General features: G+C 36.2%; 8 protein-coding genes. All 8 read left to right on the top strand.

What is annotated here, in order from left to right; translation table 11 throughout:
- The first annotated feature begins 245 nt into the window (after positions 1-245).
- Positions 246-1976, top strand: a complete 1731-nt coding sequence (locus ACSHWW_RS03325) for a T9SS type A sorting domain-containing protein (protein WP_435680997.1) — start codon at positions 246-248, stop codon at positions 1974-1976.
- 75 nt (positions 1977-2051) lie between these two features.
- Entirely contained in the window at positions 2052-3410 is a 1359-nt protein-coding gene (locus ACSHWW_RS03320; RefSeq protein WP_435680996.1) for a DUF1800 domain-containing protein, read from the top strand.
- A 2-nt stretch (positions 3411-3412) separates the two neighbouring features.
- Positions 3413-4603, top strand: a complete 1191-nt coding sequence (locus ACSHWW_RS03315) for a DUF1501 domain-containing protein (protein ID WP_435680995.1) — start codon at positions 3413-3415, stop codon at positions 4601-4603.
- Between the two features lie 162 nt (positions 4604-4765).
- A complete protein-coding gene (locus tag ACSHWW_RS03310) occupies positions 4766-5521 on the top strand; it encodes a sugar phosphate isomerase/epimerase family protein (RefSeq protein WP_435680994.1) in 756 nt (251 codons plus the stop codon).
- A gap of 198 nt (positions 5522-5719) precedes the next feature.
- The gene (locus tag ACSHWW_RS03305) at positions 5720-6061 is read left to right on the top strand and encodes a hypothetical protein (protein ID WP_435680993.1); all 342 of its coding nucleotides are present in this window, start codon (positions 5720-5722) and stop codon (positions 6059-6061) included.
- A gap of 86 nt (positions 6062-6147) precedes the next feature.
- Positions 6148-9024: a T9SS type A sorting domain-containing protein gene (locus ACSHWW_RS03300; RefSeq protein ID WP_435680992.1), complete on the top strand. Its 2877-nt coding sequence runs from the start codon at positions 6148-6150 to the stop codon at positions 9022-9024.
- Positions 9025-9030: 6 nt separating this feature from the next.
- A complete protein-coding gene (locus ACSHWW_RS03295; protein ID WP_435680991.1) occupies positions 9031-10212 on the top strand; it encodes a T9SS type A sorting domain-containing protein in 1182 nt (393 codons plus the stop codon).
- Positions 10213-10391: 179 nt separating this feature from the next.
- Positions 10392-15587: a T9SS type A sorting domain-containing protein gene (locus ACSHWW_RS03290; RefSeq protein WP_435680990.1), complete on the top strand. Its 5196-nt coding sequence runs from the start codon at positions 10392-10394 to the stop codon at positions 15585-15587.
- The last annotated feature ends 159 nt before the right edge of the window (positions 15588-15746 follow it).

Raw genomic sequence — 15746 nt, 5'->3', positions numbered from 1 at the left:
GATGATTACATTCAAAACTTACCGTTTTCCCTTGAGGGAAAATAAGAATTGGGTGTTTGTCACCTAATTCAATCTAAAAGCATAACAAAACGATTTAGACAATTCCAACACTAATAGTTTGTATGTCAAATCTTAAAAGCCTTGTTGATTAAAACCGCACCACCTGACTACAAACAAACGCACTTCATCAATCTTCAAACCTTGATTAAAGAGTTTCCGAGTAAATTTGAACAAAGTTTGTTTCCATGAAAAAATCTATACTTCTAGTAGTTGCTTGTTTAAGTTTCGTTTTCGCGCAAGCGCAAACTACATACTACGTATCTCAACAAACGGGAACTAGTGGTAATAATGGAACGAGTCCATCGACGCCATTTAATGATATCGATGATGCTGTAAATGCGGTAAGTGCTGGTGATACCATTAAAATCATGGGTGTTTATGCAAATTCTAGTTATGACGCTAATTATAGTTATAGCGGTAATATTAACGATCCTCAATTATGGCATCAGGAAAATTCCATGCGTATCAATAATTTGAACGGGACGCCTAATAATTACATCACGATCACTTCTTTTGATAGCAACACACGATTAAAAGGTGATGGCGCAAATATTTTAAGGTTGGCTAACTGTTCTTATTTAAAAATCACAGATTTAATCATTGAAGGTGAGGTAAATAATATCTCACTGAGTACCGCAAAGGCTTGCCAATTCTTATACCGTACTAACGGCAGTTCAAATACACAATATCGAGTACAGCCAGGAACGACTGATGCTCAAGTAGGTCAAATGACGTTTCCAGCCTTGGGTAATGTATCCAGACCATCTTACACAGACACGAGAGGAATGTATCTGACTGATGTACATCATATAGACATAGAACGCAATCATATACGATTAATGCCTGGCGGTGGAATGCGTGTTTCTAAATGTGATTACATCAACATAAAAGAAAACGAAGTAGAAAATTGCTCACGTAAATCCTTTTCTGGAACGCACGGACTGGTAGTTACAAATGCGCAAAATGGTACAGACACAAATGATGGATATAAGATTTTTATAGAACGCAATCGAGTGCATCATAACTATAATGAGATTTACTCTTGGGCACCTACTAAAACGATTATCACTCCAGAGATTGATGAAGGGAAAGGTATTTCTTTACAGCGCAATGATATAGATGATAATAACACACCTAATAATCCTAATGATGATACAGGATGGTTGCGTGGACGTATTTTAATAGCAAATAATATTTGTTATTATAACGGTTACAGCGGGATCCATTCTAATTCTGGAACGCGTATCGATATTATAAATAATACCTGTTATTTTAATTCTTATACAAAGTCTATTTATCTCAACCAGCCATCAAATAATGGTGGTAACATAGGAATCAGTATCCAAGGTGGAACGGACTTTAAAATTATAAATAACATTTCTATTATAGATAGCAACCAGAGTAAAAGCGCAATCGCGATAAATGTGACGGCACCTATTACCGTAAAAGATAATATTATATATGGTACGGCAGGAGCGATAAATACTAATGCTGCGACCGTTGCTGTAGAGCAAAATACAAGAATGGTAAATCCATTATTTATGGATGCGGCTAACTTTGATTTTAGACTACAAGCAAACTCGCCGGCAATTAATAGTGCAGACGCTGCGTTTGCACCTAGTGACGATTTTAATCAGTTCCAGCGTGATAGTACACCAGATTTAGGAGCCTTGGAATTTGGTACGACTGCAGGAATAGATGATGTGACGGTTTCAGTAGCGATTTACCCAAATCCTACGAGCGGTATCGTAAACTGGGAAACTACTTCAACTATAGAAAATATTCAATTGTATAATCTTGCTGGACAGGAATTGCAAGCACGTCGTTCTTCAAACAGTATGGATTTATCTGCATTGCCTCGTGGAGTGTATATTCTAGTGCTGGATAGTGCTTCTTATAAAATCATGAAAGAGTAAATCAAACTTTTTGTGCATCTCTCAGTCCTAAAAAAGCATTAATTTACCAGTATGGAATTTAAGGACTTAAAACATTTGTATTGGAGGATTGGTTTTGGCACGAGTCCATCTGTTTTCAAGCAGTTTCAGGATGCATCTCGTAAAGATGTTGTTGACTACGCTTTCGCGAAAGCAGAATCCCTACAGTCTCTATCTCTAGATTTATCGGCTTTTGAAGTGCTCAGAGAGAAAGGCGCTAAGAAGAAATTAGGTCCTGAAAAATATAGAGAATTGAACCAAATGGGTCGTAAAATGACTCGTGAGCTCAACTACAAATGGTTTAATCAAATGGCGCAACCAGATGCTGGGTTGCGTGAAAAAATGACACTTTTCTGGACTAATGTTTTTGTATGTCAGGATAATCAGGTGTGGAATACGCTGTGGTATCACAATACCTTGCGGGAAAACGCACTGGGAAATCTAGGCGATTTTTTAAAGGCTGTGGCGCGTCAACCAGCGATGTTACGTTATTTAAATAATAATAAGAATGTCAAGGAAAGTCCTAATGAGAATTTTGCTCGTGAACTCATGGAGCTGTTCACACTAGGTATAGGCAATTATACCGAGCAGGATATTCAAGAAGGCGCTCGAGCGTTTACGGGATGGTCTTATAACCGCAATAGTGAATTTATCATTAAAGAACATAAACATGATGCTGGTATCAAGACTTTTCTTGGTAAAACAGGCAACTGGAATGGTGATGATATCATAGATATTATTCTAGAGCAAAAAGTATGTGCACGATTTATTTGCGATAAAGTATATCGTTATTTTGTGAATCCGCAAGTGGATGAGTTGCGAGTTGAAGAGCTTGTTGAGGTGTTTTATGGAGATTATAATATCGAGAAACTCATGCGTCACGTATTTATGGCAGACTGGTTTTATGAAGCTCAAAACGTAGGTTCTAAAATTAAATCACCAGTAGAATTGCTGGTAGGAATGCGTCGTACGGTTCCGGTTACTTTTAAGAAAGAGAAACAATTATTGTACTTGCAAAAAATGATGGGTCAAGTGTTGTACTATCCGCCTAATGTAGCTGGATGGAAAGGTGACCGCAGTTGGATAGATGCAAATACCTTACTATTCCGTATGAACTTAGCGAGTGCATTACTTAATAAAACCGAAATCGAATTTCAAGAAAAAGCTGAGTTTGAAGACTCTTTTGAAGAATATTATAAGGCAAAATCTAAACGTAAAACCTTTCTAAAGGTAGATGTGGACTGGCAACAATTTGAAACAGCTTACGGTAACCTTACCGCTCAAGATTTAGACAACCATATTCTAGCCACAACGCTAGATGCAGATACGGCTAGTTTTGTAAACAACCTACCAAAAACGGATTTGCGCAATCGCTGCGTGCAACTCATGAGTTTACCAGAATATCAAATGTGCTAATTATGGAACGTAGAGATTTTTTAAAACGCAGTGCGCTGGCCAGTAGTGTCTTTATGATTCCTAGTTTTATGCGTGCCTTTGAAAACACACCAGCCAGTATTTCTGGGTTTAAGAAACTGGTTGTGGTACAACTATCTGGAGGTAATGATGGATTAAATTCTATCATACCTTACCGCAATGACTTGTATTACAGCAATAGGCCATCACTTGCAATTCCTAAAACTAACATCATTCAAGCAACTGACGAACTAGGTTTTAATGAAAACCTAGCGCCACTTAAAGAACTGTATGATAAAGGCTATTTAAGTATTATTAATAATGTAGGATATCCTAATCCTAATCGTTCCCATTTCCGTTCTACAGATATATGGCATACCGCAAGTGATGCAAATGAATATTTAGAATCGGGCTGGTTGGGTAGGTATATTGAGAAACAAGGTACTAAGTCTCATCTAGGAATTGAGGTAGATGAAAGTCTATCTGTGATTATGAAAGGAGCTCAAATGAATGGAATCGCGACTAAGAACGCTGGATTATTCCGTCGTAATATGGAGCAACCTTTCTTTAGCGAAGTGCTAAATCAGCAGACTGATGAGCATTTGAGCGAGCACAATCTAGGTTACCTGTATAAAACCATGATTGAAGCGAAGAGCTCTGCACGTTACCTTCATGAGAAAACAAAAACCTACACCAGTAAACAATCGTATCCTAATAATCCGTTTGCAAACCAATTAAAAACCACAGCTGAGTTTATTAATTCTGGAGTGGAGACACAAGTGTTTTACGTTTCTATGGGCGGTTTTGATACGCATGTGAATCAAGAAAATAAGCAGAAAAGACTTCTCACTACATACAGCGAGGCGATGTCCAGTTTTATTAAAGATCTTGAGAAAAACGATACCTTTAAAGACACGCTGGTGCTTACTTTTTCTGAATTTGGTCGTCGTGTGGCACAAAACGCTTCTAATGGTACTGACCATGGAACTGCAAATCAGGTTTATGTCATAGGTAAGCAATTGAAAAAAGCTGGATTCTATAATAATGCACCCGATTTATCACAACTAGACAGCAATGGTGATTTAAAACATGCGGTTGATTTCCGAAGTGTGTATGCTACTATTCTCAATAATTGGATGGAAGTAGACGATACACGCATATTGAATAAGAGTTTCAGTAAGATGGATTTTATTTAGGTTTACGCTTTCGCGAAAGCGAAATTATTACAATCACTATTACTAAGAACAAGCCTACTCATTATGCGACCACTATTCTACATTTTTTCTCTAGTCATTCTTTTAACAAGTTGCGCGAGTAAAAAAGCCAATACTAAAGAGCTTTTTTCCAAACAAAATTTGTTGCCGTGGTCTATAGTCGCTTTTGATAATAAGGAACGCACACCTGTGGAACGTGTAGATATGATAAAACGGTTGGGTTATGATCAGTATGCTTTTGGAGGTAGAAAACAGCATTTTGAAACCATGGCAACCGAGATAGAATACGCGCGCTCACAACAAATAGATATTCCAGTAGTATGGTTATATATAACTCCATTTGATCAACCAGGTAAACTACGTGAAGAAGCTGAATTGATTTTTAAAGCGCTGGAAGAGACCAATCATTCTTGTGAATTATGGGTAGGAATAAGTCCCAAAGTATTTAAAGACATGAGTGATCAAGATGCGTTTATAAAAGCACAGTCTTTAATTGAATATGTTTCTAAAAGAGCTACTGCGGTAAACTGCACAATTGCATTATATAATCATGGTGGCTGGTATGGTAAGCCTAAAAATCAGCTAGCTATATTAAAGTCCTTACCAGAGGAGTCTATAAAATTGGTGTATAATTTCCATCACGCCCATGAAGAACTAGATAATTATCAGGAAAACATGAAACTGATGTTGCCTTACTTGAGCTGTGTTAATCTAAATGGAATGCAAAAAGATGGCCCAAAAATCATGACAATAGGTTCTGGGAACCTCGAGAAAGAGATGATTTCTTATCTGTTAAAAATCGGTTATCGAGGTCGTTTTGGAATTTTAGGACATGTAAAAGGTGGCGATGCAAAGGAATTATTACAGCAAAATTTTGCAGGATTACAATCTCTTTATTAAAATTCATTTTTCTTTCTTTTATCAATACGATTGAATAAAAACTTTTGTTAAAGGCTTGTATAGCGTGCTTTCGCATAAAGTATCACGATTATCAAACCCTATCTGACATAAAGCAAACCCTATAATTATATTAAATCCACATCTTTACACCGTAAAATGTGCTAATATGCATTTACTATAACGATTGAAATTATAAATATGAAAAAATCACTGATTATTTTGGTAGTCTTTTTAGGTTTTGGTTTAGCAGCAACGGCTCAATCTCAAAAGCAAAAAGATAAGGCAATGGAACAAGTTAAGGAGTTAAATACTCAGCTTACTGACATTGACAAGACTTTAGCACTTAGCGAAGAGCAAATGGAAAAAATCATGATGCTTGAAATCAAGAAGACTAAAGACATGAGAGCCATCAAAAAGAACGATGGAACTAACGAGGACAAAAAAGAAAAGCGTAAAGAATACAGAAACGCACTCAAAGAGGTTCTTACTAAAAAGCAGAACAAAGCATTAAGAGCTGCAAAGAAAAAAAACAAAGAATAAACAACCTATCCAAACAAAATAATATAGGGAATTGACGCTAGCCCAGTTGATTCCTACTGTCAAATTTATTTGCAATACAAATTACTATGAAAAAACTTCTACTTATACCATTTTTATTTTCTTTAATGATTGCGACGGCGCAATCTTTTGATTTTCCTGGTCCCGCAGGAAATGAAGGTTTAGGATGGTCCAAAGCTCAATCGAGTGAAAGCTTCGATGCTACGTCGGCAATTATTACATGGACAGCTAGTCAAGGCAGTCCTAAATGGAGAATCATTAGTGGTGCTGGAATAGATGCTAGTACTAATATGGTGTTAGAGGTTGTTTTAAAGAATAATAGTTCTGCAACGACTTTGAGAGTCAAACATGCTAATCAATCTGATGGAGGAAGCGGTAATAGATTCACTAATCTTCCTATAGAGGCAAACTCTGACTTTAAAACATATTATCTAGATCTTACAGATGCTAAATGGTATGATGCAACAGCAACAACTCCAGTTACCATTCAAGATGCGTTTGAATTTATCGTGAGACAGTCTGCTCCTAATACAAACATGGCATCTGCTGGAAGCATAGAATTTGATAAAATTTCTTTTATTGATGCTATTCCGGCATTACAACGCACAGATTATAGTTTTCAAGTAAACGCAGACTCTGAAGGTTTCTCTGGAGTATCTGGTTCGTCTGCTGCTGTAGCAAATGGATTGCTAACTTGGACATTTTCTAATAACACAGTGCCTAAGTTAGAACAGGGAATCTATGGAATAGATGCTGCATCAAATAGATATATGCACATAAGATTGAAGAACAATTCTAATGATGATGAGTTAAGAGTATCTTTTGCAAATACTACAGGAACTCCACCACCTAATAGATGGTACCCGTCTGCTACAATCAGTGGAATGGATACTAATTATAAAACCTATACTGTTGACATGACTGATGGTGGTTCCACAACTTGGACTGCCGAAGGTGTTGTTACTGATCTAGATTTAAGAGTGAGAAGTACAACTAATAGTAATCAAAGTACAGGTGGTACGATTGATATCGAATATATATTATTTGATAACAACGCTGCTGCTCCAGATTTTAGTTATACATATAGCGCTGGTGCATGGTTGCCGTCAGATCCTCAAGGAAATTCTACAACTTCAGATAATGTAACTGTAGATGATAACACATCACTTACAGGTGACCTAGATTGTAATGATTTAACCATTACAACTGGGAATGAACTGACAGCAGGATCAAACACTGTAAATCTTGCAGGTGATCTTATTAATAATGGAGTATTAAATGCAGTAGGTTCAGTGTTTAATTTTGCTGGAACAACTGTTCAAGATGTAACAGGTAATGCTTTTTCTGTTGAAGATGTATTGTTGAATAATTCCCTAGGAATGACTCTTAATGCTGATGTGAACTTAGAAGGGAAATTAACTCTTACTAATGGTCAGTTGACCACTCAATCTGCATCTCCAGGTGTTTTAACTTTTAAAAGTTCTAACGGGAAAACAGCAATTGTTGATGAAGTGGTAAGTGGTTCCATAGATGGTGAAGTAACTATAGAGCAATTCTATCCAGCAAATCGTGCTTTTAGATTTGTATCTAGTCCAGTAAATATGACTGGAACATTATTTACAGACTGGCAACAAGCTGGTTTAAACCCAGGAGATGCTGGCTATGTAGCAAATGAAGGAACGCAAATCACAGGTGGAACTTCTGGTGATGGATATGATCAGTCAACGACCAATAATGCTTCTTTGTTCGGTTTTAACAATGCTTACACAGATATTAATAATTCATGGACTACTTTTTCTGCTCCTACAAATACTACATCTTTAAATGCAGGTGATGCAATGAGATTATTTGTAAGAGGTGATAGAAGTGTAAGTCTTACAGCTGCAGCTACAGCAACAGATACTAAATTAGTGACTCGTGGAACAATTGTTACGGGACCACAACCATTTGCACCTACAACTGTAGATGGAAACTTTATTTTTACTGGAAATCCTTATCAGGCACAAGTAGACTTAAATGCAGTACTTACTAGTAGTGAAGATATTAATACAAGCGTTTACTACGCATGGAATCCTACTATGAATAATTATGTAGGGTACAGTTTTGCAACCGGTGGAGTTCAAAGTGATGTTTCTCAGTTTATCCAACCTGGACAATCTTTCTTTGTTCTAGTTGCTGATGATGGCGACGCAAATCCACCATCTGTGAATTTTACTGAGAGTGCAAAGTCAGACGCTACGGCAACTACGGCAACTTATAGTCTGCCACAAGCATTTTTAACCATGACTCTAGAAAACAATTTAAACGTTTCTAAGGATCGTGTTACTTTATTATTTAATGATAATGGTGACAACACAATCACTGGTAAAGACGCTCCTAAGTTTAAAGGTGAAGATGAGCAGTTAATGGTTCTTACAAGTGGTGCACAGCTCACTATAGATGATCGCTCTACTCCAGTAAATCAAGAAATGATTGCATTACAATTAGAAAACCTTGTAACAGGAAACTATCAGTTTACGGTTAACGCTTCAGGATTCACAATTCCTGCATATATAGAAGATCAATTTACAGGACAATTTACACAGTTGGACGCTTCAAATCCTACAATTATTCCTTTCTCAGTAGATACGGCAAATGCTGCGAGTAATAACGTAGATCGTTTTAGAATAAGATTTTCTAATACTACATTAGGCTTGAATGATTCCGCTTTCGCGAAAGCGATATCTCTATATCCTAATCCTTCAAACGGAAATGAAGTAACATTGAATAACCTTAGTGGAGACTCAATAGTAAGCATCGTAAATTTATTAGGTCAAACAGTAATGACACAAAACGTTTCTAGTGAGCAAGTAAGACTAGATTTAAGCGATTTGAATAAAGGAACGTATATTGTAACAATAAACAGCCAAGAAAACAATCAAACTTTAAAACTAATTCTAAACTAAATTATCATGAAAAAAATTACTTTACTATTATTACTATGTATTCCAGTATTGAGCATCGCTCAAGCATGGGAATTTAATAACGATAACGGCGGTTGGTCAGGAGATTTTGGTACACTAACTGCAGGTGCAACCACATCTACTTTAACAATCACAGGAGCTGCAAATGAAAATCCTAAAGTGTTAAGTACGACAGCAGGAGTTATGGCTCCGGCAAACGAGTTTGCAATTATTACTCTTAAAAATAATAGTAATAACACTTATATGCGTGTTTCTTACCCTAAAACATCTAGCGGTAGAATCTATAAGAATCAAACTATTTCTACAAATGACACAAGTTTCCAAACTTATGTGATTGACATTAGTAATAACAATCACTTTGTAGGTACTCTAGATGATATGCAATTAATTTTCAAATTAGATGCTTCTAACAATGCTGACGGTTCTGGTGGAACTATAGAAATTGAAAGAATTGAATTTGCTGCTTCAAGACCTTTGTTTCCAAGAAACACTTATGAGTTTGATACAGCAAACGATACTGAAGGATGGGAAGGAAAAAGTGGAGTTGCTTTAACTACTACTGGTGGTAATCTTGTTCAAGATTACTCAAATGTAAGTACAAATGGTAATGGTAAAATGGCACAAGAAGGATTCTATGTAGATGCTTCTACAGCTCAGTATGTGCACGTAATATTACAAAATGGAACTACTAATGATGAGTTGAGATTTTCTTATCCTGACGCTATGGGTGGTAAAGTTTTTAGAACTGCCGCAACTACACCTAATGCAACTGCATTTGAAACAATCGATTTAGATGTTTCAAGCGCAGACTGGACAGGAAATGTAAGTGGTATTGAATTACAATTAAGAGAAACTGCATCAAGCTCTACTGTGGTAGGTGGAACTGTATTAATAGACAGAATCGTCTTTGATAACAATGCTACACTTTCAAGTGAAGAGGTACGTGCTATTGATTTCCGTATGTTTCCTAATCCAGCTAGTGATGTGTTAAAATTTGAAACAGAATTAAACATCGACAACGTGAGCATTTATAGTCTTACAGGTGCTCAAGTATTTAATGGTGTTCCTAAAGGAAGTACTATCAACGTGAGTGATATCAATGACGGTATTTATGTAATAAAAGTTACAGCTGCAAACCAAACTATGGTGCGCAAGTTGATCATCAAGTAATTTTATTTTTTTATTAAGCAAGCCCATAATTGGTTAAACAGTTATGGGCTTTTTTTATCAAATACTAAGTTGTTTTTAGTGTGTATTTTATCGCTTAATCTAAAATTTTGACATTAAAATTAATTGAATACGACTACTTAACCTAGTTTTGTGTTTTATAACCTTAAGTAACCCGAATTATGAAAAATATTATACTCTTTTTAATCATATGCTTAAGCTGTGTTATCACACAAGCACAAACTGCAGACGATCTAATAGATGAAACAATGGCTACGCATGTCGCATCCATTGATGGAGACTGGTTTACAGCTGCGATATGGAAAGATTTAGATGGTAATGCCGCAGGTGTGCCAGGTAAAGGAGCCATCGTTCATATTCCTGAAGAACGTTCTGTTACTTATGATGGTAGCTCTATGGATCACATTTTTGCCATAAGAGTAGATGGTTCTTTTAAAATTGAAGAGAATACCGCTTCAGAAACTTCAGTTCTTAGAGTAGATACTTTTTTCGGCTCAAGTTCTTCAAAGGTGATTCTCATAGGAAATACAATCGCGCATGGTAACATTGAATTAATTCTGGCACCATTTGATATAGAAGCATGGAAGCTTGATGCAGCATTTAATTGGAATAGTGTTGCTACAGCTCATTTTAAAGATGGAGAAGCTGTTGAACAAGTAACTTATACTGTTTCAGGGAAAACGAGATTTAACACATTCCAGAAAATGCTTGATGCTCAAGGAACTATTAATGAAACAATAGTAAGTGAAGACTCGCGCGATCCTTACGATGATGGTGTAGGTGTCACAGGACGTTATAGTTGGGATCCAGGTCAGCTTTCTATAGGTTTAGTTACTATGGGGAAAATCCAGATAGAAGGTCGCAAGAAAACAAACATGGTGATGCTTTCTAGTGATGCAGCTAGAAATGACACTTCATTTTCTTTAACAAGTGCTCCTACAGGTTGGGAACAAGGTGACTTATTGTTAGTTACTTCTAGTGGAAAACATGGACTGGCACAAAATGGTGAGGACGAGGTGATTCTTGATAATATTTCTGGAACTTCAGTTTCTCTTGCAAGTGGTGAGAAATTAAGAAAAAACCACGAAGGTCGACCTGCAGATGCCGTTTTTAATGAATATGTGAATTCTTATGTAGGTAATCTTACTCGTAACATTGTTATTAGATCAGAGGTTACTGGGCTTACATTACCACAAATTCATCAACGTGGTCACGTGATGTCCATGCCTAAAAACCACATGCACACTGGTGGAATGCATCCTATGAATAGCGTTTCTGATATATCTATTCAAAACGCACAATTTAAAGATCTAGGTCGTACTGATAAATCTCGTTTAAATGATGATCTTATTTGGTCTAATTATGTTGAGCCTAAGACTTTGCGTTCTAAAATATCACCATTAGGACAAGAAATAGCAGAATCTTACAGACCGGCAAATGAAGATATTACAAACAGTCGTGGAAGGTATTCTATTCACTTGCATAAAACGGGTTCAAAATTTGGTGATTCTCTTGCCGTAGTAAAAGGAAACGTAGTATGGGGAAATCCTGGATGGGGAATTACTCAGCATGACTCTTATGCAGATGTTTCTGAGAATATAGTTTACGATGTTATAGGAGCCGGAATAGTTTCAGAGTCAGGAAGTGAAACCGGATTTTGGAAAGATAATCTAGTTACTAAAATTGCTAAAGGTCATACTAATGACGTGTATCAATCTCATCTTATCTACAATGATAATCTTTTCTCAGGTCAAGGTCTAGGTATGAAAGGAAGAGCGGTAGTGTGTGATGGAAATGTCATTACAAATACAAATCAAGCGATAGGAATCATGAACATGGCTGCAAATAAAGCCTCTACCGATCGTGTGGATGCTAAACAACTTGCAACTGTAAGACCTATGCTCAAAGTAGATCAGTGGCCATTAAGTGTAAATGGTTATAGTGTAGAAGGTGATGGAGTAGTGCCTACTGAAGTTCCATTAATCATAAACAATACAAAGATTATAGATGCAAATCTAGGATTCAAATCCATAGAAAGAGATATGGGTGTAAATCATGAATCACGCTCGGTTTTTGACGGAATGATTATTTGGGGTGTGAATCAAGGAATGACTATTACCTATCAAGCAGATTATACTTTTCATGACGTATTAGTTACAGGTAAAGATTCTAATGGATCAACCATTGGAGCTTATATGTGGAAACACTCTCATAATCATGTTTTTGATGGTGTAGCTTTTGAAGATCTTGATTATGCTGTAGTTGCTTCAAAATTAGTTCTTGCGGGAACTGGGAATTATAAAACTCGTAACAATGGTTTTACACCATGGTATTTTATGGACTTAACGTCTGCTCGATTAAATCATTTATATGAAGTAGTTGATGAAGATAACAATCAAGATACAGATTACACAAATCATGCAGATAATCCTATCCATGCTAAATCTTCAGAATTTGTTTCTAGACCTACGACTTTTACCTCATTAGATAGTGTGGACTTAAAAGTGAATTACACTACGGGAGATTTTAAATTTGCTGTGGACGGAATTATAACAGATGATTTAGGAGCATATAAATTAGGTTTAAAACAAGCAGCTGCTCAAGGAAATTTAAGAGAAGGTTATCCTGCTCGTTTTTATGAATTTGCAAGTGCAGCAAAACTCGATGAATATGTACAAGAAAACGGTGTTTACATTCATCCTACAGATGGTTATAAATATTTTATCATAGATGAATATTTACCTAATCGTTTTACGGCAGTTTACACAAAGTTCCCGCAAAGAGTTGAAATTGAAAACGCCCCAACCACTGGAGTTTATGCAAATCCACTAGAGGAACCTATTTCTAACTTTTTACCTCAAAATCAAATCTTGAGTAGATTGCCAGAAACAGTGGTGAGTCAAAGTACTACTGCACCTACTTACGATATATCATTTAAAGATAATGCGCCATTACCTGTAACTCTAGGAGCAGATAAAGCCGTAGATGGAAATACAAATGGTAGAGAAAATGCTCAATTCTTGCAACAAGGACTTGTGCCGGTAGGTAGTTATATGGAAACTAACCTGCAGAATAAACCTTGGTTTGAGATGGATTTTGGAGCAAATAAAACCATTGAATTCATCGACATTTGGAATACAGTGGATATGCACGGTCAGGATATTGAGACTAATTCTACTACTTTTAATAATTTCAGAGTTATGGTATCTACCCAGCCATTTTTAAAGGCAAATGGGAATCCTATGAATTTCACTGAAGCTCAAGCAAACGCGACAGTATATAATCAATTAGTTTCTTATACAAATAACTCAGATATTCCTAGAAAAGTTTCGTTCAACAATCTTGATATTGAAGGTAGATATATTAGAATTCAGAAAACTGAAAACAGTAGCATCCTTAAACTTGCAGAGGTTGAGGTTGTAGGTAGAGGTGTGAAGCCACCTGTAGATTTTGTATATGATAATGGAGTATGGACTCCAGAGGATCCATCAGGAGTATCGACATATCAAGATAGAGCTTTTGTAATTTCAGGTATAGCGCCGCTTACAGGAACTATGGAAATAGGTGAGCTCACTATCGATGCTGGTTCAACTCTTGATTTGAGTTCGCAAGATTTATTATTTACTGGAAATATGGATAATTCTGGAACTTTACTTACTACTGGTTCCCAAGTTAAATTCATGGGAGATAAAGACGTCGCAATTACAGGAGTAGAGATGAATATTGAAGCATTTGTAATGGAAGGTGAAGGAACACTTACAGTAAATGCGCCTATTAATATTGAAAAATCCTTGAGCCTTAAGGATGGAGTTCTAGATGTAACCGCAAGCGAATTTACTTTTTTGAGCACAGCAACGAGTACTGCTATGCTAGATAAAGTAGAAAATGGAATGATTCTAGGTGAAGTTACTACAGAAAGATTTTTCCCTGCAAAAAGAGCCTACAGATTTTATTCAAGTCCTGTAAACACTACTTCATCTATAAAAGATAATTTACAGCAAGGAGTTAACAACACAGGTACAGCATTTCCATTGGATAATTTGAATCCTACTGCTGGTTACGGAACTCATATCTCGGGATCTACTACTGGTGCAAACGGTTTTGATGCGACTTTAACTGGGAATTCTTCACTATACCGTTTTGATAATATTTCTCAGACTTGGGTTGCAGCGCCTAACACAGATGTTGATGTATTAGTAGCAGGTGAGCCACTTAGATTATTTGTAAGAGGTAGCAGAGCTGTTGATCTTTCAAATAATGGAGCAACTGCTAGTGACACTAAACTAGCTCCTAAAGGTGAAGTTGTAACTGGTGACGTCATGAAGATGTTAAGCCCTACTACAGATCATTTTAATTTTGTAGGTAATCCTTATCAATCTAGTGTAGATGTAAATAGTGTATTAATTGATGCTACAAATGTTAACGAGAACTTTTACTACGTTTGGGATCCTACGAGAGGAACACGTGGTGCTTATGTCACAGTAATGTTGCCATCAGGTTCAAATACTTCTGGGTCTGCGGCAAATCAGTTCATACAGCCTGGTCAGTCCATGTTTGTTCAAACACTAGCAGATGGGATGTCTATGTTACGCTTCCGCGAAAGCGATAAAAACATCAACCAGAACACTACTACTTTTAGTGCACCACAAAATCAAGCGAGTCTTATAGCTCGATTATATCGTAATAATGGAACAACAAATCAGTCCATTCAGGATAGTTTTGGGATCTTCTTTGGTGCTTCCATGAATGATGGACTTGATAGCTTAGATGCACAGAAGTTATCTAATCAAGATGAAACAGTAGGAATTGATAAAAATGGTGTTGTTTATGCCATTGAAAGAAGATCACAGCCGCAAAGTCAAGAGGTGATTCAGTTATCACATCGAGCTTACAGAGATGTAAATTATACTTATCAAATTGAGTTGAATGGCGTTTTAAATAATTACGTCTACTTAAAAGATAATTATTTAAATACGCTTACATTATTAAATAATGGTTCAAACACTTATGATTTTCAAATAGATAACTCAATCGCAGGTTCTATCGATCCTTCTCGTTTTGAGTTACAGTTTACTCATACCACATTGAATACTCCAGGAGTTATTTTTGATGACACTATGGTGATTTATCCTAATCCCATCGCTGGAAACAATCTTACTATTCAATCTACTCAACTCAATGGAAAAGATGTAAGCTATCAACTTACAAATCTATTAGGTCAAGTAATAGTAAGTGGAAGTCAGTCTGTTAACGGTAATCAATTCCAAATCGATAACTTATCTGCACTTAGCACAGGTAATTATTTATTAAAGCTAAGCATAGATGGAAATGAGAAAACGTTTAAGGTTGTGAAATAATCGACTTTCTTGTTCTTATAAAACATGCCCTATTCATAATTTTGGATAGGGCATTTTTGATGAACGATTTTAAGCAAAATCATAATTTCTCCTCTAATTTCACGTTTAATAATTCAAATTGTAAGTCATTTCTTTTAAAAAAGGGACTTATTTAAAAGT

The organism is Nonlabens sp. (assembly GCF_051251825.1).
Classification (GTDB): domain Bacteria; phylum Bacteroidota; class Bacteroidia; order Flavobacteriales; family Flavobacteriaceae; genus Nonlabens.
This window is presented reverse-complemented; position numbering and strand designations above follow the sequence as displayed.

What these genes read in the sequence shown, in the direction of transcription:
- ACSHWW_RS03325 (WP_435680997.1), top strand. Translation starts at nt 246, where the DNA reads ATGAAAAAATCTATACTTCTAGTAGTTGCTTGTTTAAGTTTCGTTTTC.
- ACSHWW_RS03315 (WP_435680995.1), top strand. Translation starts at nt 3,413, where the DNA reads ATGGAACGTAGAGATTTTTTAAAACGCAGTGCGCTGGCCAGTAGTGTC.
- ACSHWW_RS03305 (WP_435680993.1), top strand. Translation starts at nt 5,720, where the DNA reads ATGAAAAAATCACTGATTATTTTGGTAGTCTTTTTAGGTTTTGGTTTA.
- ACSHWW_RS03300 (WP_435680992.1), top strand. Translation starts at nt 6,148, where the DNA reads ATGAAAAAACTTCTACTTATACCATTTTTATTTTCTTTAATGATTGCG.
- ACSHWW_RS03295 (WP_435680991.1), top strand. Translation starts at nt 9,031, where the DNA reads ATGAAAAAAATTACTTTACTATTATTACTATGTATTCCAGTATTGAGC.
- ACSHWW_RS03290 (WP_435680990.1), top strand. Translation starts at nt 10,392, where the DNA reads ATGAAAAATATTATACTCTTTTTAATCATATGCTTAAGCTGTGTTATC.